Genomic DNA, 26720 nt, shown 5'->3' with positions numbered 1-26720 from the left:
CGTACACACCGACGTGGGAGAGACGATGCAGGACGAGACGTTCGACGAGTTCACCGCCCCGATCGACGACAGGTACCTCGAGGACTACACCGAGGGCGCGAGGTACCGGTTCGGTGAGGAGTCGGTCGACGCCGACGAGATCATGGAGTTCGCGCGTCGGTACGACCCGCAGAGCATCCACACCGATCCCGAGGCGGCCGCCGCCGGCCCGTTCGGCGGACTCATCGCCAGCGGGTGGCAGACCGCCGCACTGATGATGCGCCTGTTCGCGGACAACTACCTGACAAGCGTGGCGAGCCTGGCCTCCCCCGGCATCGACGAACTGAGGTGGGTGCGCCCGCTGCGGCCGGGCGACCGTCTGACCCTGCTCTGCGAGACCACCGGGGTCCGACCGTCCAGGACCAAGCCGGACCGCGGCGTGCTCACCACCGATGTCACGCTGGTCAACCAGGACGGGGATCCGATCCTCACCGCCACCGCGATGAACATGGTCGCCCGTCGCGGATGACCCGGGCCGCCCGGCGCGGACGTGACTACAGACCCCGGCCCCACCCGGGGCCGCCCCCGCGGCTACAGACGGGGGGTGAGGTGGAAGACGGGTAGTTCGCGGCTGGTGCGCCGAGCGTAGATCTCGTAGTTCGGCCAGACACGGACCGCCGCCGACCATGCCGAGTCCCGCTCGTCACCGGTCAGTTGGCGGACGTCGACGACCAGCCTCGCGCCGTAGACCGAGATCTCGACCTCGCCCTCGGCGGCGGCCCGGAGATTGTGGACCCAGGCCGGGGTCTTCTGCCCGCCCCAGTTCGAGCCGACGACGATTAGCCCGTTCCCCCACGACGCGCACAACAGCGGCGTGCTGCGCGGTGCGCCGCTCCTGCGACCAGGGACGTGCAGGGTCAGAGTGGGCAGCCCCGCGATCCGGAGAAGCGGCACCCGTCCGCGCGTGACCCGGTCGAGCCACCGGTCCACCGTCACGACCAGGTGGGAGTTCTCCCGGGTGGCGTCCTGTCGGCCGAACCACACGGCGATCGGGGTGAGGATGTTGCCCATGGGGCAAACCCTATGTCGTGCGCCCGTCCGCGCGCCGCCGGACCGCCTCACCGGCCGTCGCGAGCAGCTGAACCGACTCGACCCATCCACTGCGGAGCCCGGTCTCCAAGGCCGCCAGGTGGAACGACCACATCCGTCGGTAGACGGCGTCGAACCCCAGCGCCGCGGCATCGCGTCCGCGCTGCGCGAACGTCTCCGACCACAGGCGCACGGTCTCCGCATGATGAGCGGTGATCTCCACCCGCCCCCGGAGCGTCAGACAGGGCGCCCGGTCGACCATCTCGACGAGTTCCGACCACCCCACCGGGGGCCCCGCCTCGGACACGTAACGGGACTCCCACGCGGCCAGCTCCACGACCGCCGGGGTGGGCCGACCCGGTGAGACCGTCGTCTGGAGGGCGAGACGGCCCCCCGGGCCGAGAAGCCGGGCGGCCACGGCGAGGACCTCGGCGTGCCCGGCGGATCCGGCGGTGATGCCGGGGTCCACCGCGACGACGGAGTCGACCGCGCCCGCGACTTCCGACGGCGCTCCGAGGAACAGCGAGATCTCCTCGTCGAGACCTGCCGCGGTGAACCTCGACCCGAGCGTCGCCAGTCTCTCCGTCGACGATGTCATGGTTCGGACGTGCGCCCCGCGCTCGGCAGCCCTCATGGGCAGTTCGCCCCACCCCGGTGTGGCGACCAGGGCACGGGTCCCCTCCCCGATCCCGGCCAGCGTCAACAGGGTGTCCGCGGCCCGGCGTTGGGCGTCGCCGAGGTCGGTGCGGCGGGGCGCAGCCGCCGGCGCTTCGAGGTGCACGACCTCGGTCCCGTCATCCAACCGGGCACGGGTGCGCGCTCCGGAAGCGAACACTGCACCCGCGGTCGACATCGTCTCGTCCGTGTACAGCGAGGTCAGCGCGCCGGGGACCGAATCCTCCAGTTCCACGGCGACCGGCCCGCCACGCCGACGACCGCCACCGGCGGGGCCGCGACCCTCCCGGCCGTACGCGCGTTCACCAGGGTGCGCGCAGTCGGCGTTCGAGGCGATCCACGGGGCCAGCACCGCAATGGCGGCACACAGGTCCGGAGTGGCCCAGTCGCCCGCCATGAACGACTCGCCGAGCCCCACCACGCCGGCGTCCGCCAGCCGCGCCCAGAAGTGATCGGGTTCGCGCAGTACCACGCGCACCGGGGCGTCGTACTCTCCGGCCGCCGACGAATCGGGGTAGTCGATCCGCACCCCGAGCTCGCGCGCCGACCGCCGGAGCGCCTGGGCGACGAGCGCCGAGGGCTGTCCCCCCGGTCCGGACGGTGGCGCGAGCGCGGGCCAGCGTTCGAGGTCGACGGTCTGCGGTTCGACTCTGACCACCCTGTCCCTCCCTCCGGGGCTCTCGTCAGGTGGACGGTACCGTCGCCTGCGCGTCCGCCCGGTCAGGCGCGGCGGGGGGCCACCCACCCGCGTGCGGTGCGGCTACCTGTGCACGGGGTCAGGCGGAGCACTATCCTGGGGACCCGTGCCCGGCGTCATCCCGCGCGGGCCCCAGACCGACGAGGCCACCGAGCCCCTCAACCCACCAGCCTCATCAGGAGCCGCCATGACCGAGCCCGCAACCGACCAGGTCACAGCCACCGCACCGGCCGGCCGCCGGCACCGCGTCGTCATCGTCGGCTCCGGCTTCGGCGGTCTGTTCGCCGCGCAGCAGCTCGCCAAAGCGGACGTCGACGTGACCCTGGTGGCCAGGACCGGCCACCACCTGTTCCAGCCCCTGCTGTACCAGGTGGCCACCGGCATCCTCTCCGTGGGCGAGATCGCCCCGCCGACGCGGCTCATCCTGAGGGATCAGAAGAACGCCACCGTGGTCCTGGGTGATGTCGACACGATCGACGTGGCCGGGAAGAGGATCCACGCCTCGGCAGGACACATCGACTTCGATCTCGAGTACGACAGCCTGGTCGTCGCCGCGGGGGCCAACCAGTCCTACTTCGGGAACGACCACTTCGAGCGGTGGGCGCCGGGGATGAAGACCGTCGACGATGCGCTCGAGTTGCGCAGCCGCATCCTCGGCTGCTTCGAGCAGGCCGAGGTCATCGACGACGAGGAGGAGCGCCGCCGGCTGCTGACCTTCATCATCGTCGGGGCCGGCCCGACCGGGGTCGAGATGGCGGGTCAGGTCGCCGAGCTCGCCCAGCACACCCTGAAGGACAGCTTCCGCCGCATCGATCCGGCGTCCGCACGCGTGATCCTCCTCGACGCCGCCCCGGCCGTGTTGCCCCCGTTCGGAAACAACCTCGGCAACGCGGCCCGCGCTCGGCTGGAGAAGATGGGCGTCGAGATCCAGCTCAACGCCATGGTCACCAACGTCGACTACCAGGGCATCGAGGTCAAGGACCCGGACGATTCGGTCCGCCGGATCGACGCCTCGTGCAAGATCTGGTCCGCGGGCGTCAAGGCCAGCCCGCTCGGCAAGCAACTCGCCGACCAGACGGATGCGGAGATCGACCGTGCCGGGCGCGTGCTGGTCAACAAGGACCTCTCACTGCCCGGTCACCCGGAGATCTTCGTCGTGGGCGACATGATGAGCCTCGACGGATTGCCCGGTGTCGCGCAGGTCGCCATCCAGGGCGGCAAATATGCGGCCAAGCAGATCATGGCCGAGGTGGAGAAGGGCCGGACCCCAGCCGAGCGGAAGCCGTTCAAGTACTTCGACAAGGGGTCCATGGCCACGGTGTCGCGCTACAGCGCAGTCGTGAAGATGGGACCGATCGAGATCTCGGGCTTCATCGCCTGGGTCATGTGGCTGGTGGTCCACCTCGCCTACCTGATCGGCTTCAAGAACCGGATCACCACCATGTTCTCGTGGGGCATGCACATGGGCGGCGACCACCGGTCGCAGCTGACCTCCACCAAGCAGTGGGTCTACGCTCGCCAGGCCATCGAGCGGGTGGCTGCGGACGAGGCGGCCGCATTCCAGTCGGCCGAGCGGTCCCGCGTCGAGGCGCAGCAGTCGGCGTCCGCCTCGGCCACGACCGACTGACCGGGGCGAGACGGCGACGCGCCCGGCGGGATCCACCCGCCGGGCGCGTCTTTCTCTCTGCCAGGGAGTTCTCCCGGTCTCAGACGCTTCCCTGCCCGCTTACTGGAGATTCGCGAGCCGTACCTGCCCGACCGCTGCGGTGCGCCCCCGGTCGTCCTCGATCTCGACCCGCCAGAGTTGCTGTGAGCGGCCGCGGTGGACGGGCGTGCCCGTCGCCGTGAGGGTGCCCTCCGTGACGGCGCGCAGGAAGTCGGTGGAGTTGTTGACACCGACCACCTTGCCCTCGCCACCGAGCCACACCGCGCCGGCGATACTCGCGACCTCCTCCGCGATCGCGCAGTACACACCGCCATGGACGATCCCGTAGGGCTGGTGGAGATGCGGCCCCACCGTCACCGTGACGACCACCTTTTCGGGCGTCACCTCGGTGTATTCCATCCCGATCCCGCCGCCGAACCCGGTCCCGGAATGGGAACGGATCATGTCGATGAATTCGCTACGAGCCGCCTCGGACATCCGACCTCTTTCCCCGGCCCGGCGTACCCGGGCGTCCGGGACGGAACGTTACCCGCGGGGACGGGCGCCCGTCGCGACTCCCTCGACGCGCAGCGCGCCTACGACGCGCAGCGCGCCTACGACGCTCAGCGGACCGATCGCCAACCGCGGTCCCGCACGGGGATCGGCCCGGCACCGGGGGTGCGTGGGAGCCGGCTCCGTCGCCGGACCGCCAGGCCCGAGTCGTGGAGAGCCTGCAGGACCATCTGCCCGCGACGGTAGCCGGTCTCCTGACTGGTCTCCGCGAACGTGGGGACGATCGTCGCGGCGCCGAGGACGCACTCGCCCGCCATCGACCACAGCGTCTCCACACTGCAGTTGCTCACCGCCGACAGCCCCTCGAACACCGTCGTCAGTGTCGCGCGCGACCGGCAGGCGAGCCACTGCGCCAATGCCTGCTCGCAGGGCAGGATCACGGTGCCGGGCGAACCCGCGACGGGGTCGTCGGGCAGCACCCTCAGGGTGGTGTCGCGGACGCCCGCCCAGTCCAGGCCGCCCTCGATGTCGGTTCGCACGGCCATGTTCTCGGCGCCGGTGTCCCACACCCTGCCGATGGTGACGAAACTGGCCACGGCCCTGCCGAGGACGCCGTGGGTGAATGCCTCCGCCACGAGATAGGTCGAGAAACGGATATCGCCGGACTCCGCGAAGTGGTTGCGGAACATGAGTTCCACCCGCCCGCTGTCGACCGCCTGCTCGAGCGGCACCCACCGACGTCGCGACTGCGTGCCCAGATCAGCGATCGAGTAGAACTTGGGATAGCCCGCGCGAAAGCCGCCGAGCGCCTCGACCGTGTCGTCGAACACGGTGCGTGTCCCCATCAACTGCGTGGGCAGCGTTGAGCCGGTCATGTCTGGTCTTCCCCCTAGTCGGTTCCTCTACACGGCCGGTCCGTCCCTACGAAGTACGTCCCGGCACCGCGATCCGACCCCCCGATCCGCAGTGGCCCCGGTCATCCGGCCGGTATTAAGTGTTACAACAGACACCCGTCCGTAACCAAGGGATTTCGCCCGGTTCGGCCAAACGGTGCACTCAGTGCACGTCTGATCTGTCAGCAAGAACACAGGTGGTGTTCAGCCACGCGGTGAGTGTCGGTACCCATCACCGCAGGTCCGACCGGCGGGGGGGCGTCGACTACTCTGAACACCATGAGTACTGAACGCGAAGGCGCGACGCCCACCTCCGACACTGCCGGAACCGCCGATATCGGTGTGACCGGTCTCGCCGTCATGGGCTCGAACATCGCCCGCAACTTCGCCCGGCACGGGTACACGGTCGCCGTCCACAACCGCTCCGCGGGGAAGACCGACGCACTGCTCGGCGCGCACGGCGATGACGGGGACTTCGTCCGCACCGAGACGATCGAGGAGTTCGCGGCAGCGCTGCGTTCCCCCCGTCGGGCACTGGTCATGGTCCAGGCCGGCGCACCGACCGATGCAGTGATCGACGCGCTCGCCGATGCCTTCGACGAGGGCGACATCATCATCGATGGTGGCAACTCCCTGTACACGGACACCATCCGGCGCGAGAAGGCCATGGCCGCGCGCGGAATCCGTTTCATCGGTGCCGGGATCTCCGGCGGCGAGGAAGGGGCCCTGGAGGGACCGTCCATCATGCCGGGCGGCCCGGCCTCCAGCTATGAGGTCGTCGGGCCGATGCTCGAGGACATCTCGGCGAAGGTCGACGGCATCCCCTGCTGTACTCATGTCGGCGAGGACGGCTCGGGTCACTTCGTCAAGATGGTCCACAACGGCATCGAATACTCGGACATGCAGCTCATCGGCGAGGCCTACCATCTCCTCCGGGGCGTGGCCGGGATCGAGCCGGCCGCCATGGCCGATACATTCCGCGACTGGAACACAGGCGAACTCGACTCCTACCTCATCGAGATCACCGCCGAGGTCCTCGCCCAGGTGGACGCCGAGACCGGCGCCCCCCTGGTGGACGTGATCGTGGATCGGGCCGGACAGAAGGGCACCGGTCGCTGGACCGTCAAGTCCGCTCTCGACCTGGGCGTCCCCGTCACCGGTATCGCCGAGGCGGTGTTCGCGCGAGCCCTCTCGAGCTCGGTTCCGCAGCGCGAAGCCGGTCGGGCCCTGCCCGCGGGCTCTGTATCCACTCCTGCCGGGATCGGCCCCGATTTCGTGGAGGACGTGCGCAAGGCGCTCTACGCGTCCAAGGTCATCGCCTACGCCCAGGGGTTCGATCAGATCACCGCTGCCAACGCCGAGCACGGCTGGGACGTGGCGCGCGGTGACCTCGCCACCATCTGGCGCGGGGGTTGCATCATCCGCGCCACGTTCCTCGACCGCATCCGCGAGGCGTACGCCGAGAACGGCGATCTCCCCTCACTCCTCGCCGCGCCGTACTTCGCCGAGGCCCTGTCCGACTGCGTGGACAGTTGGCGCCGGGTCGTGACGACCGCGGTGACCGCAGGGATCCCCGCACCCGGGTTCTCCGCCGCCCTGGCCTACTACGACGGCCTCCGGACCGAACGCCTGCCGGCCGCGCTCATCCAGGGCCAGCGTGACTTCTTCGGCGCGCACACCTACCAGCGCACCGATCGAGAGGGGAGCTACCACACCCTCTGGAGCGGCGACCGTTCAGAGGTGCGGGCCTGACCGGCCCGCGGCCCGGGGAACTGGGCCGCCTGCTCGAGGAGTTGGGAGTCGCGGTCCCGATCCGGCACGCCGTGTCGGGTCTGATTCCGGGGACGCCCACCCCGATCCAGGCCGCCGCCCTCGCGGATGCCGTCGGGGGCGCGAACCTCCTGGCCGTCGCCCCCACCGGATCGGGCAAGACGTTGGTGTTCGCCATCGCGGTGGCCCACCGCCTCGCCGGGTCACCGAGCCTGACCGGCCGGCCCCGCGCCCTGGTCGTCGCCCCCACTCGCGAACTGGCCGAGCAGAACGCCGAGGTCCTCGCCGCGGTGGGCGCGGGCGCCGGGCTGAAGATCGCCTCGTTCGTCGGGGGACAACCCCTCAAGCGGGACCGGCGCGCGCTCATAGCTCCGGTCGACGTGGCCGTCGGGACCCCCGGGCGTCTCGCCGACCTGGTGCGCGCCTCGGCCCTGTCCCTGGACGGTGTGGACCTGGTGGTGCTCGACGAAGCCGATCAACTGCTGGGTCCGTCCTTCGCCGAGCAGACAGAGGCCCTTCTCGCCGACTGCGTCGGCGCGGGCCTCGTGGCGACCACCGCCACGGCCGACGACGACATCGAGTCGATTCTGGAACGCACACGCCCGGGACTCCGGGTGCACCGCGTGGAGCACTCACCGCTCCCGTCGTCGGCCCCCACCCGCGGCGACTCCGAGGCGGCCGGGGCACCTCGTCGACTGGTGGTGCTCTCCACCCCGGACCCGGACCGTCTGGTGGTCCGCCTGGCGGCACGGTGCACCCGTGGCCTGTTCTTCGTCCCCAGACGGGACGCCGTGGAGCCCCTGCGTTCGGCAATCGCCGACACCGGCGTCACCGCTGCCGGGGTCGCGGGGTCCGCCTCCCCCACCCGCCGGGCGGCCGCGTTCGCCGATCTGGCATCGGGCGCGGTGAGGGTCCTGGTGAGCACCGACCTGGCGGGGCGGGGCCTCGACATCGACAGCATCGGACACGTGGTGCACGTGGGCCCACCGCACTCGATGGACGACCTCGTCCACCGCTCCGGGAGAACCGGTCGAGGCGACGCCCGGGCCGGCGTCGTCGCCGCGGTTCTCCGTCCCTTAGAGGTCGCCAAGGTCGCCGACCAGGCACGTTCGGCCGGTATGACGGTCGAGATCGTCGACACCTCCCGGTCCGACACGGAGCGGGTCATCGACGCGCTGTTCGGCCCGGAGATCGTCCTGCCACGTGCCCGCAGGGCACCCGCACCGCCGGAGCGGTCCCGCCGCCCCTCGCAACCCCGACGTCCGACGCAGTCCCGGGTTCACCGCCCCAAACGGAAGAAGCGCTCGTGACCTCCGCGCGTCGACGGGACCGTCATCGGGTCGGTGCCCCGATCGTCGTTCCCGAAGAACTCTGGCGCCTTCGCGAACAGCGACACCACGACAGGGTCGACCGTCTCACCACCGACCACCTGGAGCGTCGTCGCAGGGGCGAGCAACACCCGGTCGTCGACTTCCTCTTCACCTACTACCGCACCAGCGTCGCCACCGTCCGACGGTGGCACCCGGGCCCGGGTGTCCTACTGGAGAACGCCCACCTGACCGAACGTCAGGACTGGCGCCACTACCGCCGGGAGAGCGTGGCCGGCCGGGAGGGGCTCGTGGTCGACGCACCCTCGGTGTGGCGACGCGCCGGCGGCAGGATCACACGGGCACGTGACGTGATCGCGTCCACCGCGTCCCGCCGGGGCGCCACCGGATGCTTCGGTCTGCACGAATGGGCGATGCTGTACGAGACCGGACAGGGGGACGTCCGGCACGGCCGGGTACCCCTGCGGCTCCCACACGAGCGGATCGACGAGGTCGTCCGAGGTTCCCGCCTGCGGTGTACGCACTTCGACGCTTTTCGCTTCTTCACCGATGCCGCTGTCCCCCGAAACCAGGATTCGCTGACCCGGGACGACCAACTCCGACTGGAGCAGCCTGCCTGTCTCCACGCCGGAATGGACATCTACGCCCACACCGCGACTGTGGAGGCGGGAGCACCGGGGGAACTACTCTTGGACTCCCTCGCGGCGGCATTCGACGCGCGGGAGGTGGACATGCGGTCCTCCCCCTACGATCTGTCCTCCTGGGGGCTCCGACCGATCCGGGTGGAGACCAGCGAGGGTCGGGCCGAGTTCGTCGCGTTCCAGAAGAAGTGGACGGAGCGCACACAGGGCCTCAGGTCGAGATTCCTCGCCGCCGTCGACACACTGGAGGACCTGGCGTCCCCCGTGGGCGATCTAGTGACCTGAGGACGTGAGCTGAGGACTCGTCACACCGGGGCCGCGTCGAACTGGTCGACGGCCACCTCGGCGACGACTCTGCCGAACTCGCCGTAGGCTTCCGCTCCCGCGGTGGCGCTGCGCAGTACCAATCCGATCGTGCGGCCCGGGACGGGATCAGCGAACCTCGCGACCGCGATCCCCGGATCCCGGGTCTCGGGACCGACCGCGGACTCGGGAACGAGCGTCACGCCCAGACCACCCGCCACACACCGAACCGCGGTGGTCAGCGATGCGGCTCGGGACTCCCCTCTGCCCAACACGGGGGCGGACACCCGGCGGCACAGTTCCACCGTCTGTTCGCGCAGACAGTGCCCCTCGTCGAGCATCAACAGCGGTTGGTCGACGAGGATCTCCAAGGGCAACCCCTCTCTGCCCGCGAGTTCGTGATCCGCGGGCACGAGGAGCGCGAAGGGCTCGCTGTACAGCGGCGTGGCGGCCACCCCCACAGCGTCCGTGGGGACGGCCATGATCGCCAGGTCGATCACGCCGCTCCGGAGTCCGTCCAGGAGCCTGGCCGTCTGATCCTCGACGACCCTCGGTCGCAGGTCCGGGAACCGCTCCCCCAGTGCGGGCAGCAGCCCGGGCAAGAGATAGGGAGCCACCGTCGGGATGACCCCGATGCGCAGCGAGCCGAACAACGGCCCGTCGCTTCCCGCCGCCGCGTCCGCCACCGCGTCCATCGCGGTCACCGCGGCCCGGGCGTACGGCAGGAGCCGGTGACCCGCGGGGGTGACGAGGACGGAGCGGGTGCTGCGCTCGACCAGGTGGAGACCGAGCCCGTCCTCCAGCGTCGCCAGGGCCTGGGACAGCGAGGGCTGGCTCATGCCGAGGTCCTCCGCGGCGCTACGAAAGTGCAGCCGCTCCGCCACCGCGAGGAACACCCGGAGCTGCATGAGACTCGGAACGAACCGATGATCGGCCATGTCGATGAGTCTATGCCCGGCGATAACCAGAAGTCGATGATTATTTGCAGAATCCTATGAGTGATCTACCTCTCATCAACTTTACCTCTCATAGGAAGTGGGGCATAGTCGGGTTCGTCCGTCCGACACAGGCACATCCTCAGGAGGATCACATGGCTATTCTCACCATCGGCGACCAGTTCCCCGACTTCGAACTCACCGCACTCAAGGGCGGCGACCTGCAGGCGGTCAACGCCCAGCAGCCGGAGGACTACTTCGAGACCGTCACCAACCAGTCCTACGAGGGCAAGTGGCGCGTGATCTTCTTCTACCCGAAGGACTTCACCTTCGTCTGCCCCACGGAGATCGCCGCGTTCGGCAAGCTCGACGAGGACTTCCAGGACCGCGACACGCAGATCCTCGGCGGCTCCATCGACAACGAGTTCGCGCACTTCAACTGGCGTGCGACCAACGACGAGCTCAAGACCGTGCCGTTCCCGCTGCTGTCGGACATCAAGCACGAGCTCATCCGCGCTCTCGGCGTGGAGAACGCCGACGGTGTCGCAGATCGTGCCACCTTCATCGTCGACCCGGACAACGTCATCCAGTTCGTCTCGGTCACCCCGGACGCTGTCGGCCGCAACGTGGACGAGGTTCTCCGCGTCCTCGACGCCCTCCAGTCGTCCGAGGTCTGCGCCTGCAACTGGCAGAAGAACGACCCGACGAAGAACATCAACAAGATGGACATGCTGCAGGAGGGCATCAAGTGAGCATTGAGAACCTGAAGTCCGGACTCCCCGAGTTCGCCAAGGATCTCAAGCTGAACCTGGGTTCGCTCGCGCGATCCACCGAGCTGAACCAGCAGCAGCTCTGGGGGACGTTCCTCGCCACCGCCGCTGCGACCAAGTCGGCGACCGTCCTGTCAGAGATCGCGGACGAGGCCCGCCAGCACCTGTCGGACGAGGCGTTCAACGCCGCCCTCGGCGCCGCCTCGATCATGGGGATGAACAACGTGGCCTACCGCGCCAAGGAGTTCCTGGGCGATGACTACACCCAGGTCCGCATGGGCCTGCGGATGAACATCATCGCCAACCCGGGCGTGGAGAAGGCCGACTTCGAGCTGTGGTCGATGGCCGTCTCCACGATCAACGGCTGCGAGAACTGTACTGCCGCTCACGATGCCGTCATCCGCAAGGAGGGCATCACCAAGGAGCAGGCCTGGGAGGCGGTGAAGATCGCCGGCACCGTCGCCGGCGTCGCACAGGCCGTCGAGATCGACGCAAACATCTGATCCTCACCCTCCCCCGGTGAACACGGGCCCCGCTGACCGCGCGTCAGCGGGGCCCTGTCGTCTCTTCCGGTTGCGGGCGCGCGGCGAGTTGCCCCTCCCGCAAAACACTCCCCGGCACTAGGTTCGTATGTAGAGCCGGGGAAATCCTTCGCGGCGCACCTAGCGATCTGGAGACGTCATGACTACCGGAGGTACCCCGTCAGGGGACGGCTTCCCGAACGATCCGTCCAACTCCGGCCCGGGCGAGCCGAACTGGGGCCGGGGTTACGGGGAACAGGGCCACGGGAACCAGAATTACGGCCCGACGCAGGGTCAGGAACCCTACCCGGGGCAGGGTTACGGTCAGGAGCCCTACCCCGGTCAGGGTCAAGGTCACGAGCCCTACCCCGGCCAGGGATACGGACAGCAGGGTTACGGGCAGCAGAATTATGGCCACCAGTCCTTCGGCGATCCCGCCTACGGCGGTGCGTACGGGCAGAGCGGTCCGGGCGGCGGCCCGGTCATGACGGGCAAGGTGTCCGCGACCGACGCGGTCAGTGCCGGCTGGCAGCTGTTCAAGAACAACCCGCTGCCCTGGGTTCTCATCACCCTGGCGAGCGTGGTGGTCGGCAGTATCGCGGGGCAGCTCGCGAACTCCGAGTCTCTCGCGGTGGTGTTCTCGGCCCAGATCATCTCCTTCGTCGTCGGACTGCTGTTCCAGGCGTTCATCCTGCGCGGCGCCCTGCTCGAGGTGGACGGACACAGGCCCGCTATCGGCGACTTCTTCAAACTGCACAATTTCGGCTGGTTCGTCGTCGCGGCGATCCTCGTCGGGATCGCGACGTTCGTCGGGCTCATCGGCTTCATCATCGGCGCGTTCGTCGTGGCGTTCTTCCTGTACTGGACGCAGTACTTCGTCGTCGACCGCAACATGACCGCCACCGACGCGATCGTCTCGAGCTTCAACGCGATCAAGTCGGACGCCGGCAACCTCTTCGCACTCGCCCTCCTCAACGTCCTCATCCTCGTGGTGGGCGCGCTGGCACTGCTCGTCGGCCTGTTCGTGGCGATTCCGGTCACCACACTCGCCTCGGTCTACGCCTACCGGGCGATCACCGGGCCGAGCGACTTCTCCCGCGCCGCGACCGCGGCGGTCTGACCCCCCGCCGACGTCGTCCATCGCTCGCGGAGCAACCGGACAGCCCCGACGACCATCCGGTCGCCGGGGCTGTCCCGTCCCGCGGAGCGGAGCGTCAGGCGCCGCCGGTCTCGTCCTCGGGTGACGCCGGGGCCCCGGCGTCAGCGTCAGCCTCGTGCAGCATCTCCTTCTCGTGCGTCGAGGCCCGTCGGACCGCCCAGACGGTTCCCAGGAAGGCCACGAGTGCCAACGGCCATCCCATGCCGATGCGCACGGCACCGAGCCAGGTGACCTCGTCATTGAGGTACAGCGCATATTGCAGGACGGCTCGGATGGCGAACAGTCCGGCCCAGAACGACGTCGCGACCGTATACCACCGCCGGGCCGCCGGAATCCGGCGCCAGGCCATCCCCCTGCCGTCGAGGAATCCCCAGATCACTCCGACCAGAGGCCAGCGGACGAGCGCGGAGATCGCGAACGCCGCGCCGTACACGGCCTGGGTGATGATCCCGTAGAGGAAATAACCCTTGGCGTCGCCGGTCCGCCAGGCGATGAAGACGCAGATGGCGACACCGATGAAACCCGAGATCGCGGGCTGCGGGTTCTCGCGACGCCCCAGCGACCACGCCAACATCGCCACGGCGACGCCCAGCGCACCCCAGATCGCGGCGGTCAGCCCCCAGATCCCGTTGAGGGGGACGAACGTGAGAATCGGGATCGACGAGTACACCAGCCCCCGGATCCCGCCCATCTGATCGATCAGGGACGCGTCGGGGTCCCCGAAGGACGATTTCCGGCGCGTCGCACCGGTCTTCTGCGGGGTCGCCCGTTCAGACTCGGTCACGCGACTCCTCCACGGCGGTGCGGGGCTGCTCGTCCAGTAGCTCATAACGCGGGTTGAACATGATCTTGTGTCCGTGCCGGACGCCGACCCGTCCGGTGACACGGAGGCACCGGCCGGTGTCGATGCCCGGAACGGTGCGTCGCCCGAGCCAACACACCTCGACCGCGCCCGTGCCGTCGAAGACCTCGGCGGTGAGACCGAGGAATTCCTCTCCCCCACATGTCAGGACGGTGCGGACACGCCCCGTCAGGGTCACGTGATCCCCACGCGACACAGTCGCGACATGCGAGCATCCGGTACGGTGCACCCGGCCGGCGAGGTCAGCCGCGTCGAGCATTTCCACCGGATCGGTGAGCCGGGCGGTCAATGCCCGGAGCGTTCGGGGGAACGGCACGGTCACCCCCCCGCTCGCTGGTCGGGAAACCTCACAGGTCGTCGTCCCCGTCACGGAGCCTGTCCATCGCGCTACCGTCTCTCCGCGGCGCCCTGGGGGCACTGTCCGGCGCGGGCGACGCCGCGGGAGCGGCAGGCTGCGCCTGGGGGTTCCGGGATGCCCGAGCCTCCTGCGATGCCGGCGACTGGGCCTGAGCCTGGCCGGCAGGGCCTGGCTGGCGCGTCTGGCCGGCACTGCCGGGCTGGCCGGTCTGGCCTGCCGCCATCTGCTGCTGGTACGCCTGTGCCTGCTGCTGCGCGGCCAGCTGGGACTGCGCCTGCGTCAGTGCTTGTTGGATCTCGTCCGGAATGGTGAGCGGTAGCTGCTCACGAACCGGCATGGGGCCGTCCCCGCGATGGATGAGCAGGTGCTGGAAGACCTCGCGGCCCTCCTCCGCAGCCTGGTCCGCCAGCTCGGGGGTGGCCATGATCCGCACCTCGGCGGTCCAACGGTGGCCGTCGACCCCGATCGCGCGGAAAACGGCTCCCGGCATCACCGCCACCAGTTCACGCCCCCACGGCCCGTCCTCGACGGAGACGTCCGCGCCCTGTTGCTCGAGCTGCTCGCGCATTCCCGTCACCATCGTCCGCCACTGACCCGCGGACTTGGGCGCGGCGAACGCGCGTGGGATGACCCGCGAGACCTGGGTGACCACATGGAACTCGGGCTGACCGTTGGGGTCCAGTGCGACGTTCAGGTCACGTCCCTTGGGAACTCCGATGACCAGCGAACCGAGATCGATGTGGCCGTAGCCGAGCGAGGTGTAGTACCCGGGCACGTCACCGACGGACGAGCGGTCATGAGGCCCCGTCGTGGAAGGGGGCTGCGACTCCTGCTCGGTGGCCGTGGTGGCGTCGCGGGCCCCGGTCACCGGCTTCTTTCGTCCGAACATGGTGGAAATCCTCTCCCCGTGCGACCCGGCCCCGAACGGGACCGTCTCGGGTCGACGCTACCCAACGAGGTGGACGCCGGTCAGGTCAGGCGGTGGTGCCCGCCCGTCGACCCGTGGCCGCCCTCACCCCGGTCGGTCTCGCCGAGCTCGTCGACCTCCACCACATCCCACAGTTCGACGCGCTGGACCAGGAACTGGGCGATGCGGTCACCACGTCCGATACGGACCGGCTCCGTGGGGTCCAGGTTGACGAGGTTGACCTTGATCTCCCCCCGGTAGCCGGCGTCGACCGTCCCCGGGGCGTTGACGATCGACAGACCCGCCCGTGCCGCGAGGCCGGACCGCGGATGGACCAGGCCCACGTAGCCCGCGGGGACCGCCACCGCCACCCCCGTGCCCACCAGGGCCCGGTGCCCCGGCGCCAGCTCACAGTCGTGCGCGGCGTGCAGATCGATTCCCGCATCCGTGGCGTGTGCCCGGACCGGAAGGGGAAGCCCACGGTCCAGACGGCGTACCCGTAGCACCCCGCCGGTGCCGTTCTCGTCGTCCGGATCGCTCATGGCCTCTCGCCCTCCTGCCGGGCCCGGCCCGGTTGCTCGATAGTCTTGATGTCGTGACCGAAGAAGATCTCCGCCCGCCCCCCGATCGCACTCCGCGTCCGGTCCACTCCGAAACCCTCCGGGTCCCGGCATGGTGGTGGGCCGTACTCGCCGTGGTCACCTTCGTGGTGGTCGCCCAGGCGATCGTGCTCGACGCCAGGTGGTGGCTGTGGCTACTGGCGGTCGTCGTCCCCGCGCTGCTCGCCTGGCTGTTCATCTCGGTCGGACGCGTGAAGATCGAGGTCGAGTCCGATGGACAGGGAGGGGGCACCCTCTACGCGGGGCAGGCCCGCCTGCCGTTCGACGCCATCGCCCGCAGCGCCGTGGTGCCCGCCACCGCCAAGCAGGCCGCGATGGGGCGCCAACTCGACCCCGAGGCGTTCGTCGTCCACCGGGGGTACATTCCCACGATGGTCATCGTGGTCCTCGACGACCCGATGGATCCCACACCGTACTGGCTCATCAGCACGCGTGACCCCGAAGGGCTCGCGGCGGCGTTACCGGACAACCACTACAGCTGATCGGTCCCGCCCGCCGCGCGGTGACGGTTCAGCCTGCGCAGTCCACACAGATCGGCATGCCGTCCCGCTCCTCCGCGAATCGGCTGCGGTGATGGACCAGGAAGCACTCGCCACAGGTGAACTCGTTGTCCTGCTCCGGCACGACCCGCACCGTGAGCTCTTCACCGGACAGGTCGGCGCCGGGCAGTTCGTAGGACTCGGCGGTGTCCGTCTCGTCCACGTCGACCTCGCCGGTCGCTCCCTCTGCACGCCGGGCCTTCAGCTCCTCCAGCGAATCACCGGTGAGCTCGTCTGCCTCGGTCCGGCGGGGGGCGTCGTAGTCGGTTGCCATGAGTCTCATTTCTGCGGGTCTGAGTGGGGGGCGCGCGGGCCGGTCACGGACTGACCAGCGCACGCATAGTAACGGAATTACCCGCCATTTTCATCCGCGGCATCCGCCAGTGCGGCGACCGGGCCGACAGGCGCCGGGCGTTTACAGTGATGGGTCAGGGCCCGGAGGGGCTCTCACTCCGTCCACCTGCAGGAAAGGACCTCATGGTCGTCCACCTCAGCACCCAGGCGACACCGAGTCCGACCCCCACCCGGGGGATACACCGTCTGCGTTCCGCCTACGTCCTGTTCGTGGTGGTGGCGCTGGTGCTGGGAGCACTCGTCTGGGCCACCGCACTGCGGGGAAATGACGCCGCCACACAGGCCGCGGCGTGTCCGGTACCCCCCGCGGCCGAGGACGCGGGCCTCCGTGACCAGCCCGCGGACGCCCTCGACGGGGTCGAGCCGGCACTACTGGACGAGACCCGCGTCCGCGTGCTGAACGCGAACGGACAGAGCGGCCAGGCCGGAGCCGTGGCCGCTCAACTCGCCGAACGCGGATTCCAGCCCGCCGGCTCGAACGCCATCGGCAACGACCCGATCTACGGGCAGGCCCTCGAGTGCCACGGACAGATCCGCTACGGCGACGCGGGGCAGGCGGCCGCGCGGTCACTCTCGCTCGCGGCGCCGTGCATGCAACTGGTGAGGGACGGCCGTGAGGACGACACGGTCGACCTCGCACTGGGCACGATCTTCTCGCGGTTGTCCGACTCGACGGAGGCGGTGGGGGCACTCGACGAACTCGAGGTCGGGCGTCAGCCCATCTCCGCCGAACTCGACGCGGCCCGCATGGTCAGCTGTTGACCCCGGCCGACAGGTGGTCGAGCGCACCGAGGAAGTCCTCCGCCACGCCTGGCGATGCAGCGGTCGTCGGCACCGCGAGGTCGTCCGACACGGTTACCATCGCACCGGCTTCGCCCGCGACGAGGGCCCCGGCAGCGTAGTCCCACGGCTTCAACCCGCGCTCGTAGTAGGCATCCAGCCGGCCACCGGCGACCATGCACAGATCCAGTGCCGCCGACCCACACCTCCGGATGTCCCGTACGCGCGGCAGCAGGCCCGCGACCACCCGACCCTGCTCGGCCCGGATCCCGGCGTCGTAGGAGAAGCCGGTACCGACCAGTGACAGCGACAGGTCCACGCACGCCGAGGTCCGCAGCGCCCTCGACGTGCCGTCGGCCTCCCGCAGGGTCGCCCCGCGGCCGAGGCCTGCCGACCACGTCTCACGGGTGACGATGTTGTGCACCGCCCCCGCCACCACGACGCCGTCCACCTCCGCGGCCACCGAGACCGCCGTGAACGGGATGCCATAGAGCAGGTTGACGGTCCCGTCGACCGGGTCGACGATCCAGCGCACTCCTCCCCGGCCACCCGGGGCGTCGGCCGAACCGGACTCCTCGCCGCCCTCCTCGCCCAGCACCCGGTCACCCGGACGGCTGGACTCGATCTCCCCGCGCAGATGCTGCTCCACCGAGGTGTCGATGACGGTCACCGGATCCGTGGCCGAGGTCTTGGAGCGCGAGTCCAGACCAGACGTGTCGAACTCGGCCAGCATTCGCCGCGCCACGTCACCGCCGGAAGAGGCGAACCGCAGCGCGAGGGCCAGCAAGTCGTCGATGAACTCCGGGCCCGGTCGGCCGACCGCCGCGTCTGTCCCCCGCCCCGTCATGTGCGTCTCCTCGTCGTCGTATCCCACATGGTCGTATCCCACATGTTCGTATCCCACATCGTCCTCACCCACTGTCGTCACCCGGTGCCCCTCCGGCGATGATCCCGCCCGGCGGCGCGACCGACGGATACCCTGGCGGGCGCCCCACGCCCATCGTGCCCCGACGACGCGGGCGCCCGACGACCCACGCCGCGCCCGTGTACGTCCCGCCACCCAGGAGCCCGACATGTCCGTCCCCACCCCCGCAGCGACCGACCTCCCACCGGGCACCCCGGGCACTCCCACAGGCCTCGGCGTCGATGTGGGCGGCACCGGGATCAAAGTGGGGCTCGTCGACCTCGCACGCGGCGAACTCATCGGGGACAGAGTCGTGCGGGGCACCCCCCAGCCCGCCACGCCCGACGCGATCGCGCAGAGCATCCGCGAGATGACCGAGGAGTTCGATTGGACGGGCCCGGTCGGGGTCGCCCTGCCCAGTGTCATCCACGAGGGGGTGGCGCGGATCGCCCACAACATCGACAAATCGTGGATCGGGTGCGACGTGGCGGAGCTGTTCGACCGGCATCTCCCCGGCCGCACCGTGCTCATGCTCAACGATGCCGACGCCGCCGGCCTCACCGAGGTGCACTACGGCGCCGGCGAGGGAATCGACGGGCTGGTGATCCTCCTGACCTTCGGTACGGGCATCGGCTCCGCCCTCCTGCTCGACGGGAGACTGCTGCCGAACTCCGAGTTCGGTCACGTGATCGTCGAGGACATCGCCGGACGCGGATTCGACGAGGCCGAGCACCTGGCCTCCGCCGCGGTCCGGTCCCGCGACGGCCTGAGCTTCGCCGAATGGGCCCCCCACGTGTCCAACGTCCTGCGCTCGATCGAGGACCTCCTGTGGCCCCGCGCCTTCGTCCTGGGCGGCGGGGTCAGCGAGGTCGCCGACGAGTGGTTCCCTCTCCTCGAGAACCGGACCCCGGTGCGGGCCGCGGTCCGGCGCGGCGACGCCGGGATCATCGGCGCAGCGCTGTACGCGGCCGGCCATTCGGGCGTTCTCGACCTCGGCGGGGCACTACCAGACGACGAGGACTGACGCGGACCAACCCCGCCGGATGCGACCCCCCGACCAGAATCTCGTTACAATGGCCCACGCCGGGAACACGTACCGGCCGGGGACGGGCCCGGTACCGCAAGGCGGACGGCTCGAGTGTCTGCAGAAGGCGGCATCGATCCCCGATTCCCATCAAGTAACCGGTTGTGAAGGGGCGTTTGTGGCAGCCACGAAGACCACCAGTTCGGATTCCGCGGCGAGCGGCGATCCGTTGGACAGCGAGGTCGCTGGCGAGGCCCCCGCCAAGAAGACCGCCGCGCGCAAGGCGCCCGCGAAGAAGACGGCGGCCAAGAAGACCGCCGCCAAGAAGGCCCCGGCGAAGAAGGTGGCCGCCAAGAAGACCGCGGCCAAGAAGACGGCCGCCAAGAAGACCGCCGCCCCGACGAAGCCCGAGGGCGTCGACGGCGACCAGGTCGACGAAGATCCGACCGATGCTCCCGAGGCCGAGCCGGACACCTCCGAGCTGGAGGACGTCGAGGTCGACGTCGAGGACGTCGAAGCGGACGAGGAGACCAAGGAAGAGCCCACCGCCAAGGACAAGGCGTCGGGCGATTTCGTCTGGGACGAGGACGAGTCCGAGGCCCTGCGCCAGGCGCGCAAGGACGCCGAGCTGACCGCCTCCGCCGACTCCGTACGCGCGTACCTCAAGCAGATCGGCAAGGTCGCCCTCCTCAACGCCGAGGAGGAGGTCGAGCTGGCCAAGCGCATCGAGGCCGGCCTGTACGCCACCTGGTTCCAGGCGCAGGTCGCCGAGCGCGGGGAGAAGCTCACCACCGCGCAGAAGCGTGATTACCGATGGATCGAGCGCGACGGCGTCCGCGCCAAGAACCACCTGCTCGAGGCCAACCTGCGACTCGTCGTCTCGCTGGCCAAGCGCTACACCGGCCGCGGCATGGCGTTCCTGGACCTCATCCAGGAGGGCAACCTCGGTCTGATCCGCGCGGTCGAGAAGTTCGACTACACCAAGGGCTACAAGTTCTCGACCTACGCCACCTGGTGGATCCGGCAGGCCATCACCCGCGCGATGGCCGACCAGGCCCGCACCATCCGTATCCCGGTGCACATGGTCGAGGTCATCAACAAGCTCGGGCGTATCCAGCGTGAGCTGCTCCAGGACCTGGGCCGCGAGCCAACCCCCGAGGAGCTCGCCAAGGAGATGGACATCACGCCGGAGAAGGTGCTGGAGATCCAGCAGTACGCCCGGGAGCCGATCTCGCTCGACCAGACCATCGGCGACGAGGGCGACTCGCAGCTCGGTGACTTCATCGAGGACTCCGAGGCCGTGGTGGCCGTGGACGCCGTGAGCTTCACACTCCTGCAGGACCAGCTCCGTTCCGTCCTCGACACGCTGTCCGAGCGTGAGGCGGGCGTGGTGCGGCTGCGCTTCGGCCTCACCGACGGGCTGCCGCGCACCCTCGACGAGATCGGGCAGGTCTACGGGGTCACGCGCGAGCGGATCCGGCAGATCGAGTCCAAGACGATGTCGAAGCTGCGCCACCCGTCGCGGTCCCAGGTGCTGCGCGACTACCTGGACTGAGTCGACCGCGGACAGCGGGCCCCCGCCGAGATCTCGGCGGGGGCCCGCTGTCGTCTGTCAGCCGGGGTCCGGACGTCACCAGCTCCGCAGGAGGGTGATCCTCTCGCGGATCTGCTCGGCGGAGGCCATCGGCACGGGCGGGCCGCCGCACGCATTGCGGAGCTGCGTGTGGATCGCCCCGTGCGACTTGCCCAGGCGACCCGAGTACACCGACACGAGGGTGTTGAGCTGACGCCGCAGGTCCTTGAGCTCGGCGGCGGAGGCGACCCGCTCCGCGGCCGCGCCGGCGTGCGCGCCGGGTCCGGCGGCGTTGCCGGGGATGGTCGCCCCGGACACCGCCGGGTCGGCGCCAACGACCGCGACCGACCCCGCCCCGGAGGCGGACTGGGCGGACGTGCGCTTGATCTGTTCCTTCTCGCGCTGCCGCAGCAGGGCTTTGACATCGTCGGCGCCCAACAGCCCGGGGAGCCCGATGTAGTCGGCCTCCTCCTCGCTGCCGGCGAATGTGGCCGTGCCGTAGGACGAGCCCTCGTACACGATCTGGTCGAGCTCTGCGTCGGCGCCGAGGGAGATGTAACCGCGGTCCTCGTCGTCCTCGGTGTTCTCGTCCTGCTGCTGGTTCGCCTGGGCGAGCAGCTGGTCCTCCAGCCCCTCCTCCCGGTGGGGCTTGCCCAGGACGTGGTCGCGCTGCGCCTCCATCTGCGAAGCCAGTTGCAGCAGCACGGGTACGGACGGGAGGAACACCGACGCGGTCTCCCCGGGCCGACGGGACCGGACGAACCGCCCGATCGCCTGCGCGAAGTACAGGGGTGTCGAGGCACTGGTGGCGTACACGCCGACGCTCAGTCGTGGCACGTCGACGCCCTCGGAGACCATCCGGACCGCGACCATCCACTCGTCGGTGGAGTCGGAGAAGGTACCGATCCGACTCGAGGCGGTCGGGTCGTCGGAGAGGACGACGGTCGGCGGGGTACCGGTGATCTCCGTCAGGAGCGCCGCGTACTCGCGGGCTCGCTCCTGGTCGGTGGCGATCACCAGACCGCCGGCGTCGGGCACTCCGCCGGCGCGGATCTGCCGGAGCCGGGTGTGCGCCGCCTGGAGCACGGCGGGCATCCAGTCACCGTGGGGGTCGAGGGCGACGCGCCAGGCACGGGACGTCTGGTCGGCACTCAGCGGCTCGCCGAGGCGGGCCGAGAACTCCTCGCCGGCGTTGCTGCGCCACCGGGCCTCGCCCGAGTAGGCGAGGAACACCACGGGGCGGACGACGCCGTCGGCCAGAGCATCGGCGTAGCCGTAGGAATGGTCGGCCTTGGAGCGCTGGTGTCCCTGCCCGTCGGGCTCGTAGGTGACGAACGGGATGGGACTGTCGTCGGACCGGAACGGGGTGCCGGTCAGCGACAGGCGGCGCTCCGCGTCCTCGAACGCCTCGCGGATCGCGTCGCCCCAGCTCTTGGCGTCACCACCGTGGTGGATCTCGTCGAGGATCACCAGGGTGCGCCTGGACGCGGTGCGTTCCCGATGCTTGAACGGGTGCGCGGCCACCTGGGCGTATGTCACCACCACGCCGTGGTATTCCGGGGCGAGCGCGCCCGAGGTGTTGGAGTACTCGGGGTCGAGGGCGATGCCGGCGCGCGCGGCCGAGGCGGCCCACTGGTACTTGAGGTGTTCGGTGGGGGCCACCACGGTGATCGCGTCGACCGTGCGGTCGGCGAGCAGTTCGGAGGCGACTCTCAGGCCGAACGTCGTCTTGCCGGCGCCCGGGGTCGCCACGGCGAGGAAGTCCTTCGGCCGCGCCATGAGGTACTTGCGCAGCGCGGTGCGCTGCCAGGCGCGCAGCGACGCACCCCCGGCCGGCGGGGTGGAGTGTTCTGCGGTCTGTTCGTCTGGGCCCGGGACCGCGCCGGGATCACTCACCAGGCTTCAGGGTCTCGTAGACGCGCTTGCACTCCGGGCACACCGGCGATCCGGGCTTCGCGGATCGGGTGACCGGGAAGACCTCACCGCACAGGGCGATCACGTAGGAACCCATGACCGCGCTCTCGGCGATCTTGCTCTTGTCCACATAGTGGAAGAACTTGGGTGCGTCGTCCTGCGTCTCCTCGGTCGTCGTGACCTCGGGACGCTCGAGTGTCTTCGTCCGGGTGGTACTCACCCCCTCATGATGCCGCACCCGGGCGTCGCGGCGCCAACGCCGGAGTACCTTGGGCCCCATGGCACCCGACTTCCGCCGTCAGCGATCCGGGGAACGGGACGACACCTCGAGGCCCGTTCTCATCACGGGCGCGCGCGAGTCGTACCACGACGAGCTGGCGGCCCGGAAGAAGCGCTACTTCCTGCTGATGAGTATCCGGATCCCCGCGCTCTTCCTGGCGGCGGGGTCGCTGGCCCTCTGGAACAACCCGTGGATCGCCCTGGCGATCGTGGCGGGGTCCATCCCGATCCCGTGGATCGCCGTCATCGGGGCCAATGACCGGCCTCCCCTGCCCAAGGGACAGGCCCGCACCTACACGGCGGGTCGCCTGTCGTCGAACATCCCGTATGCGCTGCCACCCGGGCTCACCGGGACGGACTCACCGCCCCGGGACACGAGCGCCCCCGACGCCGCACCCGATCCCACCCCGTCCGCCGACGAGAGCGACCTCGACACGTGAGCAGCCCGAACCCGACCCTCGCCGAACTCGCGCCCGCGCTGGCCGAGGCGTTCCGGCGGCACGACTACACGGTGGAGGGACTGGAGCGCGCGCTGGGGCCCGAGGCGGTCTCGGCCCTGGACAGATCGGATGCCGCGACGGTCCGCCGTCACGCGCGTGACGCGAGGGGGGTCGGGACCCTGGTGCGACTGTTCGTCCTGGGCGATCCGCTCCCCCGCTCCGAGGTCGCCGCGACCCTGCCCGGGGTCGACGTGCGGGACGGCGTCGCTGCCGGATTGTGGACCGCGATCGACGACGGTGCCTCCCTGCGTGCGGAGATCGACCTGCGTCCGGTCGACACCGGGCACGGGACCCGCTGGGTGTTCGCGGACGTCGACGGGTCGATGGTCCACACCACGACCCGGCCGGACCACGTCCTGGGGGTCGGGCAGGCGACGCTCTCGCTGCTGCGTGTCACGCCCTCGTCCACCACCGGGTCGGTCCTGGATCTCGGCACCGGGTGTGGGATCCAGATGGTCCACGCGTCGGGGTCCGCCCGAACCGTCACCGGGACCGATATCACCCCTCGGTGCCTCGAGTTGGCGGCCGCCACCCTGGCCATCAACGGCCAGCGTGCGGAGCTCCTGCACGGTCCGTGGTTCGAGCCCGTGGCGGGGCGCCGGTTCGACCGTATCGTCGCCAATCCCCCGTTCGTGGTGGGCCCGCCCGAGACCGGGCACTCCTACCGCGAGTCCGGCCTGAAGCTCGACGGTGCCAGTCGGACGGTCGTGTCGGGCGCGCCGCAGCATCTGGCCGACGGTGGCACCGCGGTTTTGCTGGCGTCCTGGGTGGAGCGGGAGGACTCGGACTGGCGGGCCCACGTGTCGTCGTGGGTGCCGGCCGAGGGCGTCGACGCATGGATCGTGCGGCGGGACGTCTCCGACCCCGGCCTCTACGTGTGGACCTGGCTCACCGACGAGGGCATGGACCCACGCGACGAGGCCACCACGAGGGCCGCGGACGCCTGGTTGGACCACTTCGCCGAGGAGGGTGTGGCCGGGATCGGGTTCGGCTACGTCTACCTCCGGCGGATCGACGGGCCGTCGTCCGTCCTGTGCGAGGACCTCACGCACCCGTTCGGCGACGGCCTCGGTGACGAGGCGGAGGCCTACTTCGCGCGCACGGCGTGGCTGCGGGAGGCCGCGGAGCAACACGGCGGACAGGAGCGCGCCCTCGATGCCACGGTCTTCACAGTGTCGCCGGACGTCCACCTCCACCTCTCCGAATCCCTCGCCCCCGCCGGGCCGGACGAGGTCGGCTCCCCCGGTTCGTCCACCGTCGTGGTGGAGCGGGTCACCGGCGCCCGGTGGCGCCACGAGATCGATCCGCTCACCGCGAGCGTCCTGCGTGGGGCGCGGACGGGCGCGCTGCAGTTGGAGGACCTGGTGGTGCTCGCCGCGGTCGGTGCCGGGGAGGATCCCGACGCCCTCGCCGACCCCGTCCGCCGGGTGGTCGCCGACCTGTTCCTCCACGGGTTCGTCGTCCCGGCGGGGATGCCAGGCCTCCTGCCCCCGGGGGTCGCCGCGGCCGTGGCCGCAGGGGCGGCGGGATGAGGGCCGTCGTCTCCCGGGTCACCGAGGCGTCGGTGACGGTGGACGGTGAGGTCGTCGGGGCCCTGTCACGCCCCGGACTGCTGGTCCTGTTGGGGGTGTCGGACGACGACGACGAGACCGACGTCGCCACGATGGTCCGCAAGATCTCGGACCTGCGGATCCTGCGGGAGGAACGCAGCGCCGCGGAGGTGGGCGCCCCCGTCCTGGTCGTCAGCCAGTTCACGCTCATGGGGTCGACCGCGAAGGGCAGGCGGCCGTCGTGGTCGAGAGCGGCTCGGGGCGAGGTGGCCGAACCCGTGGTGGACGCCGTGGTCCACGGTCTGCGCGAACGCGGCCTCGAGGTGGCCACGGGAGTCTTCGGCGCGATGATGCAGGTCCATTCGGTCAACGACGGCCCGTTCACGCTGCTGGTGGAGACCCCCGGCTCGGGCTGAGCGGGTTTCCTCGACGGATCGTGACCGACATCATCGGCGCGGGAACATTCCCGGTACCCCCGTCGTTGTAGAGGTACGTGACCGTGACCCGGCCACGCGCCTGATCCGTCCACCAGCAACCGAACGCCGGCCTCGTCACATGGCCAGGCAGGAGGAGGAGACATGACGTCAGCCACCACCCGATCGGACCGTCGGACGGAGGCGGGGCCGGACGGCCAGAGCCCGAGCGCTGACCTCGTCCGTGTCTACCTCAACGGGATCGGCAAGACGGCACTGCTCAACGCTGAGGACGAGGTCGAGCTCTCCAAGCGGATCGAGGCCGGTCTCTACGCCAAGCACGTGCTGGAGACCAAGAAGCGTCTGGGTCCGGTCCGCAAGGCCGACCTCAAGGCGATCGTCGCGGAAGGTGAGGCCGCCCGCGCCCATCTGCTGGAGGCCAACCTGCGCCTGGTGGTGTCGCTGGCCAAGCGCTACACGGGCCGCGGCATGCCGTTGCTGGACCTCATCCAGGAGGGCAACCTGGGCCTGATCCGTGCGATGGAGAAGTTCGACTACGCGAAGGGCTTCAAGTTCTCCACCTATGCCACCTGGTGGATCCGTCAGGCGATCACCCGCGGAATGGCCGATCAATCCCGCACCATCCGTCTGCCGGTCCACCTGGTCGAGCAGGTCAACAAGCTCGCCCGGATCAAGCGTGAACTCCACCAGCAGCTCGGCCGTGAGGCCTCCCTCGAGGAACTCGCCGAGGAGTCGGGCATCCCCGCGCACAAGATCGAGGAGCTGCTGGACCATTCGCGTGACCCGGTGAGCCTCGACATGCCGGTCGGCGCGGACGAGGAGGCGCCGCTCGGTGACTTCATCGAGGACGCCGAGGCCACCAGTGCCGAGAACACGGTGGTGACCAATGTGATGCACTCCGACGTGCGCGCGGTCCTGGCCACCCTCGAGGAGCGCGAGCAGCAGGTCATCACGCTGCGTTTCGGTCTCGACGACGGCCAGCCCCGCACCCTCGACCAGATCGGCAAGCGTTTCGGACTGTCGCGCGAGCGGGTCCGTCAGATCGAGCGCGAGGTCATGGCCAAGCTCCGCGAGGGTCGTCGCGCGGACAAGCTCCGCTCCTACGCCGTCTGACCGGACGCCGGATCGCACGCCGCACGATCAGACGCTGCCCGATCGGACGCCGCCCGATCAGACGCGAGCCGGGTTCCCCGGAGCCCTTCAC

The 26720-nt window shown here is 70.0% G+C and carries 29 protein-coding genes; 16 read left to right on the top strand and 13 right to left on the bottom strand.

Annotated features, from left to right (window positions below):
• The first annotated feature begins 25 nt into the window (after positions 1 to 25).
• The gene (locus VZF99_RS07070; protein WP_407335968.1) at positions 26 to 508 is read left to right on the top strand and encodes a MaoC family dehydratase; all 483 of its coding nucleotides are present in this window, start codon (positions 26 to 28) and stop codon (positions 506 to 508) included.
• Positions 509 to 570: 62 nt separating this feature from the next.
• On the opposite strand, the gene VZF99_RS07065 is transcribed toward VZF99_RS07070, so the two are convergent.
• Both VZF99_RS07065 and VZF99_RS07060 read right to left on the bottom strand, forming a co-directional pair.
• Positions 571 to 1050 (bottom strand): nitroreductase family deazaflavin-dependent oxidoreductase, encoded by a 480-nt coding sequence (locus tag VZF99_RS07065; RefSeq protein WP_407335967.1) that lies wholly within the window; start codon positions 1048 to 1050, stop codon positions 571 to 573.
• A gap of 10 nt (positions 1051 to 1060) precedes the next feature.
• Positions 1061 to 2401 carry a class I SAM-dependent methyltransferase gene (locus VZF99_RS07060; RefSeq protein WP_067717386.1) on the bottom strand — a complete coding sequence of 447 codons (1341 nt, stop codon included), beginning with the start codon at positions 2399 to 2401 and terminating at the stop codon, positions 1061 to 1063.
• A gap of 226 nt (positions 2402 to 2627) precedes the next feature.
• On the opposite strand from VZF99_RS07060, the gene VZF99_RS07055 reads away from it, so the two are divergent.
• On the top strand, positions 2628 to 4067 hold the full coding sequence (locus VZF99_RS07055; RefSeq protein WP_096905513.1) for an NAD(P)/FAD-dependent oxidoreductase: 1440 nt from the start codon (positions 2628 to 2630) through the stop codon (positions 4065 to 4067).
• Positions 4068 to 4166: 99 nt separating this feature from the next.
• Here the strand turns inward: VZF99_RS07055 and VZF99_RS07050 are convergent, their stop codons facing one another.
• Positions 4167 to 4583 carry a PaaI family thioesterase gene (locus tag VZF99_RS07050; protein WP_407335966.1) on the bottom strand — a complete coding sequence of 139 codons (417 nt, stop codon included), beginning with the start codon at positions 4581 to 4583 and terminating at the stop codon, positions 4167 to 4169.
• A 125-nt stretch (positions 4584 to 4708) separates the two neighbouring features.
• On the bottom strand, positions 4709 to 5473 hold the full coding sequence (locus VZF99_RS07045) for a hypothetical protein (protein ID WP_119191655.1): 765 nt from the start codon (positions 5471 to 5473) through the stop codon (positions 4709 to 4711).
• 297 nt (positions 5474 to 5770) lie between these two features.
• Here VZF99_RS07045 and gndA point away from each other — a divergent pair, with 297 nt between their 5' ends.
• From gndA to VZF99_RS07030, 3 genes are read left to right on the top strand one after another with little or no spacing between them, the layout of a single operon-like run.
• Complete coding sequence (gndA, locus tag VZF99_RS07040) at positions 5771 to 7243, top strand: NADP-dependent phosphogluconate dehydrogenase (RefSeq protein WP_154830675.1); 1473 nt, start codon at positions 5771 to 5773, stop codon at positions 7241 to 7243.
• 41 nt (positions 7244 to 7284) lie between these two features.
• The gene (locus tag VZF99_RS07035) at positions 7285 to 8571 is read left to right on the top strand and encodes a DEAD/DEAH box helicase (RefSeq protein ID WP_407335965.1); all 1287 of its coding nucleotides are present in this window, start codon (positions 7285 to 7287) and stop codon (positions 8569 to 8571) included.
• Positions 8568 to 9515 carry a hypothetical protein gene (locus VZF99_RS07030; RefSeq protein WP_407335964.1) on the top strand — a complete coding sequence of 316 codons (948 nt, stop codon included), beginning with the start codon at positions 8568 to 8570 and terminating at the stop codon, positions 9513 to 9515. Before VZF99_RS07035 ends, VZF99_RS07030 begins: the two co-directional genes overlap by 4 nt.
• A gap of 20 nt (positions 9516 to 9535) precedes the next feature.
• Here VZF99_RS07030 and VZF99_RS07025 read toward each other — a convergent pair whose 3' ends face one another.
• Positions 9536 to 10471, bottom strand: a complete 936-nt coding sequence (locus VZF99_RS07025; RefSeq protein WP_067717406.1) for a hydrogen peroxide-inducible genes activator — start codon at positions 10469 to 10471, stop codon at positions 9536 to 9538.
• Between the two features lie 152 nt (positions 10472 to 10623).
• Between VZF99_RS07025 and VZF99_RS07020 the strand changes: the two genes are divergently transcribed.
• The 3 genes from VZF99_RS07020 (at position 10624) to VZF99_RS07010 (ending at position 12879) form a co-directional block, all read left to right on the top strand.
• Positions 10624 to 11220, top strand: coding sequence for a peroxiredoxin (locus VZF99_RS07020; protein ID WP_067717408.1), 597 nt, complete (start codon positions 10624 to 10626; stop codon positions 11218 to 11220).
• A complete protein-coding gene (locus VZF99_RS07015; RefSeq protein ID WP_067717410.1) occupies positions 11217 to 11741 on the top strand; it encodes a carboxymuconolactone decarboxylase family protein in 525 nt (174 codons plus the stop codon). Before VZF99_RS07020 ends, VZF99_RS07015 begins: the two co-directional genes overlap by 4 nt.
• A 178-nt stretch (positions 11742 to 11919) precedes the next feature.
• Positions 11920 to 12879 (top strand): hypothetical protein, encoded by a 960-nt coding sequence (locus VZF99_RS07010; protein ID WP_120283149.1) that lies wholly within the window; start codon positions 11920 to 11922, stop codon positions 12877 to 12879.
• Between the two features lie 94 nt (positions 12880 to 12973).
• Here VZF99_RS07010 and VZF99_RS07005 read toward each other — a convergent pair whose 3' ends face one another.
• The 4 genes from VZF99_RS07005 to dut all read right to left on the bottom strand — a co-directional run bounded on the left by VZF99_RS07005 (position 12974) and on the right by dut (position 15587).
• Entirely contained in the window at positions 12974 to 13609 is a 636-nt protein-coding gene (locus VZF99_RS07005; protein ID WP_407336092.1) for a DUF3159 domain-containing protein, read from the bottom strand.
• A gap of 79 nt (positions 13610 to 13688) precedes the next feature.
• Positions 13689 to 13958, bottom strand: a complete 270-nt coding sequence (locus tag VZF99_RS07000) for a hypothetical protein (protein WP_407335963.1) — start codon at positions 13956 to 13958, stop codon at positions 13689 to 13691.
• A 169-nt stretch (positions 13959 to 14127) separates the two neighbouring features.
• The gene (locus tag VZF99_RS06995; protein ID WP_120283145.1) at positions 14128 to 15027 is read right to left on the bottom strand and encodes a DUF3710 domain-containing protein; all 900 of its coding nucleotides are present in this window, start codon (positions 15025 to 15027) and stop codon (positions 14128 to 14130) included.
• Between the two features lie 80 nt (positions 15028 to 15107).
• Entirely contained in the window at positions 15108 to 15587 is a 480-nt protein-coding gene (gene dut, locus VZF99_RS06990) for a dUTP diphosphatase (RefSeq protein WP_120283143.1), read from the bottom strand.
• A gap of 53 nt (positions 15588 to 15640) precedes the next feature.
• Here dut and VZF99_RS06985 point away from each other — a divergent pair, with 53 nt between their 5' ends.
• Entirely contained in the window at positions 15641 to 16147 is a 507-nt protein-coding gene (locus VZF99_RS06985) for a DUF3093 domain-containing protein (RefSeq protein WP_120283141.1), read from the top strand.
• 28 nt (positions 16148 to 16175) lie between these two features.
• Here VZF99_RS06985 and VZF99_RS06980 read toward each other — a convergent pair whose 3' ends face one another.
• On the bottom strand, positions 16176 to 16478 hold the full coding sequence (locus VZF99_RS06980; protein ID WP_067715850.1) for a DUF4193 domain-containing protein: 303 nt from the start codon (positions 16476 to 16478) through the stop codon (positions 16176 to 16178).
• A gap of 203 nt (positions 16479 to 16681) precedes the next feature.
• Between VZF99_RS06980 and cei the strand changes: the two genes are divergently transcribed.
• On the top strand, positions 16682 to 17320 hold the full coding sequence (gene cei / locus VZF99_RS06975; protein WP_067715848.1) for an envelope integrity protein Cei: 639 nt from the start codon (positions 16682 to 16684) through the stop codon (positions 17318 to 17320).
• On the opposite strand, the gene VZF99_RS06970 is transcribed toward cei, so the two are convergent.
• Entirely contained in the window at positions 17310 to 18185 is an 876-nt protein-coding gene (locus VZF99_RS06970; RefSeq protein WP_407336091.1) for an inositol monophosphatase family protein, read from the bottom strand. The genes cei and VZF99_RS06970 overlap by 11 nt on opposite strands.
• A 226-nt stretch (positions 18186 to 18411) precedes the next feature.
• On the opposite strand from VZF99_RS06970, the gene ppgK reads away from it, so the two are divergent.
• Both ppgK and VZF99_RS06960 read left to right on the top strand, forming a co-directional pair.
• Complete coding sequence (gene ppgK / locus VZF99_RS06965) at positions 18412 to 19266, top strand: polyphosphate--glucose phosphotransferase (RefSeq protein WP_120283139.1); 855 nt, start codon at positions 18412 to 18414, stop codon at positions 19264 to 19266.
• Between the two features lie 178 nt (positions 19267 to 19444).
• Positions 19445 to 20821: an RNA polymerase sigma factor gene (locus VZF99_RS06960; protein ID WP_407335962.1), complete on the top strand. Its 1377-nt coding sequence runs from the start codon at positions 19445 to 19447 to the stop codon at positions 20819 to 20821.
• A 75-nt stretch (positions 20822 to 20896) separates the two neighbouring features.
• On the opposite strand, the gene VZF99_RS06955 is transcribed toward VZF99_RS06960, so the two are convergent.
• Together VZF99_RS06955 and VZF99_RS06950 are read right to left on the bottom strand one after the other, a co-directional pair.
• On the bottom strand, positions 20897 to 22735 hold the full coding sequence (locus VZF99_RS06955) for a DEAD/DEAH box helicase (RefSeq protein ID WP_067715840.1): 1839 nt from the start codon (positions 22733 to 22735) through the stop codon (positions 20897 to 20899).
• Positions 22728 to 22973, bottom strand: a complete 246-nt coding sequence (locus VZF99_RS06950; protein ID WP_017837712.1) for a DUF3039 domain-containing protein — start codon at positions 22971 to 22973, stop codon at positions 22728 to 22730. Before VZF99_RS06950 ends, VZF99_RS06955 begins: the two co-directional genes overlap by 8 nt.
• 58 nt (positions 22974 to 23031) lie before the next feature.
• Between VZF99_RS06950 and VZF99_RS06945 the strand changes: the two genes are divergently transcribed.
• The 4 genes from VZF99_RS06945 to VZF99_RS06930 all read left to right on the top strand — a co-directional run bounded on the left by VZF99_RS06945 (position 23032) and on the right by VZF99_RS06930 (position 26629).
• The gene (locus tag VZF99_RS06945) at positions 23032 to 23472 is read left to right on the top strand and encodes a DUF3099 domain-containing protein (protein WP_132063283.1); all 441 of its coding nucleotides are present in this window, start codon (positions 23032 to 23034) and stop codon (positions 23470 to 23472) included.
• Entirely contained in the window at positions 23469 to 25064 is a 1596-nt protein-coding gene (locus tag VZF99_RS06940) for a methyltransferase (RefSeq protein WP_407335961.1), read from the top strand. The genes VZF99_RS06945 and VZF99_RS06940 overlap by 4 nt, the downstream gene beginning before the upstream one ends.
• Entirely contained in the window at positions 25061 to 25498 is a 438-nt protein-coding gene (dtd, locus tag VZF99_RS06935) for a D-aminoacyl-tRNA deacylase (RefSeq protein ID WP_067715834.1), read from the top strand. The genes VZF99_RS06940 and dtd overlap by 4 nt, the downstream gene beginning before the upstream one ends.
• Positions 25499 to 25660: 162 nt before the next feature.
• Positions 25661 to 26629 carry a sigma-70 family RNA polymerase sigma factor gene (locus tag VZF99_RS06930; RefSeq protein WP_096905525.1) on the top strand — a complete coding sequence of 323 codons (969 nt, stop codon included), beginning with the start codon at positions 25661 to 25663 and terminating at the stop codon, positions 26627 to 26629.
• Positions 26630 to 26720 lie beyond the last annotated feature (91 nt).

This window comes from Dietzia kunjamensis (assembly GCF_045689975.1).
Taxonomy (GTDB): domain Bacteria; phylum Actinomycetota; class Actinomycetes; order Mycobacteriales; family Mycobacteriaceae; genus Dietzia; species Dietzia kunjamensis.
This window is presented reverse-complemented; position numbering and strand designations above follow the sequence as displayed.

What these genes read in the sequence shown, in the direction of transcription:
- VZF99_RS07070 (WP_407335968.1), top strand. Translation starts at nt 26, where the DNA reads ATGCAGGACGAGACGTTCGACGAGTTCACCGCCCCGATCGACGACAGG.
- VZF99_RS07065 (WP_407335967.1), bottom strand. Translation starts at nt 1,050, where the DNA reads ATGGGCAACATCCTCACCCCGATCGCCGTGTGGTTCGGCCGACAGGAC.
- VZF99_RS07055 (WP_096905513.1), top strand. Translation starts at nt 2,628, where the DNA reads ATGACCGAGCCCGCAACCGACCAGGTCACAGCCACCGCACCGGCCGGC.
- VZF99_RS07050 (WP_407335966.1), bottom strand. Translation starts at nt 4,583, where the DNA reads ATGTCCGAGGCGGCTCGTAGCGAATTCATCGACATGATCCGTTCCCAT.
- VZF99_RS07045 (WP_119191655.1), bottom strand. Translation starts at nt 5,473, where the DNA reads ATGACCGGCTCAACGCTGCCCACGCAGTTGATGGGGACACGCACCGTG.
- gndA (WP_154830675.1), top strand. Translation starts at nt 5,771, where the DNA reads ATGAGTACTGAACGCGAAGGCGCGACGCCCACCTCCGACACTGCCGGA.
- VZF99_RS07025 (WP_067717406.1), bottom strand. Translation starts at nt 10,471, where the DNA reads ATGGCCGATCATCGGTTCGTTCCGAGTCTCATGCAGCTCCGGGTGTTC.
- VZF99_RS07020 (WP_067717408.1), top strand. Translation starts at nt 10,624, where the DNA reads ATGGCTATTCTCACCATCGGCGACCAGTTCCCCGACTTCGAACTCACC.
- VZF99_RS07010 (WP_120283149.1), top strand. Translation starts at nt 11,920, where the DNA reads ATGACTACCGGAGGTACCCCGTCAGGGGACGGCTTCCCGAACGATCCG.
- VZF99_RS07005 (WP_407336092.1), bottom strand. Translation starts at nt 13,609, where the DNA reads ATGGGCGGGATCCGGGGGCTGGTGTACTCGTCGATCCCGATTCTCACG.
- VZF99_RS06995 (WP_120283145.1), bottom strand. Translation starts at nt 15,027, where the DNA reads ATGTTCGGACGAAAGAAGCCGGTGACCGGGGCCCGCGACGCCACCACG.
- dut (WP_120283143.1), bottom strand. Translation starts at nt 15,587, where the DNA reads ATGAGCGATCCGGACGACGAGAACGGCACCGGCGGGGTGCTACGGGTA.
- VZF99_RS06980 (WP_067715850.1), bottom strand. Translation starts at nt 16,478, where the DNA reads ATGGCAACCGACTACGACGCCCCCCGCCGGACCGAGGCAGACGAGCTC.
- cei (WP_067715848.1), top strand. Translation starts at nt 16,682, where the DNA reads ATGGTCGTCCACCTCAGCACCCAGGCGACACCGAGTCCGACCCCCACC.
- VZF99_RS06970 (WP_407336091.1), bottom strand. Translation starts at nt 18,185, where the DNA reads ATGACGGGGCGGGGGACAGACGCGGCGGTCGGCCGACCGGGCCCGGAG.
- ppgK (WP_120283139.1), top strand. Translation starts at nt 18,412, where the DNA reads ATGTCCGTCCCCACCCCCGCAGCGACCGACCTCCCACCGGGCACCCCG.
- VZF99_RS06945 (WP_132063283.1), top strand. Translation starts at nt 23,032, where the DNA reads ATGGCACCCGACTTCCGCCGTCAGCGATCCGGGGAACGGGACGACACC.
- dtd (WP_067715834.1), top strand. Translation starts at nt 25,061, where the DNA reads ATGAGGGCCGTCGTCTCCCGGGTCACCGAGGCGTCGGTGACGGTGGAC.
- VZF99_RS06930 (WP_096905525.1), top strand. Translation starts at nt 25,661, where the DNA reads ATGACGTCAGCCACCACCCGATCGGACCGTCGGACGGAGGCGGGGCCG.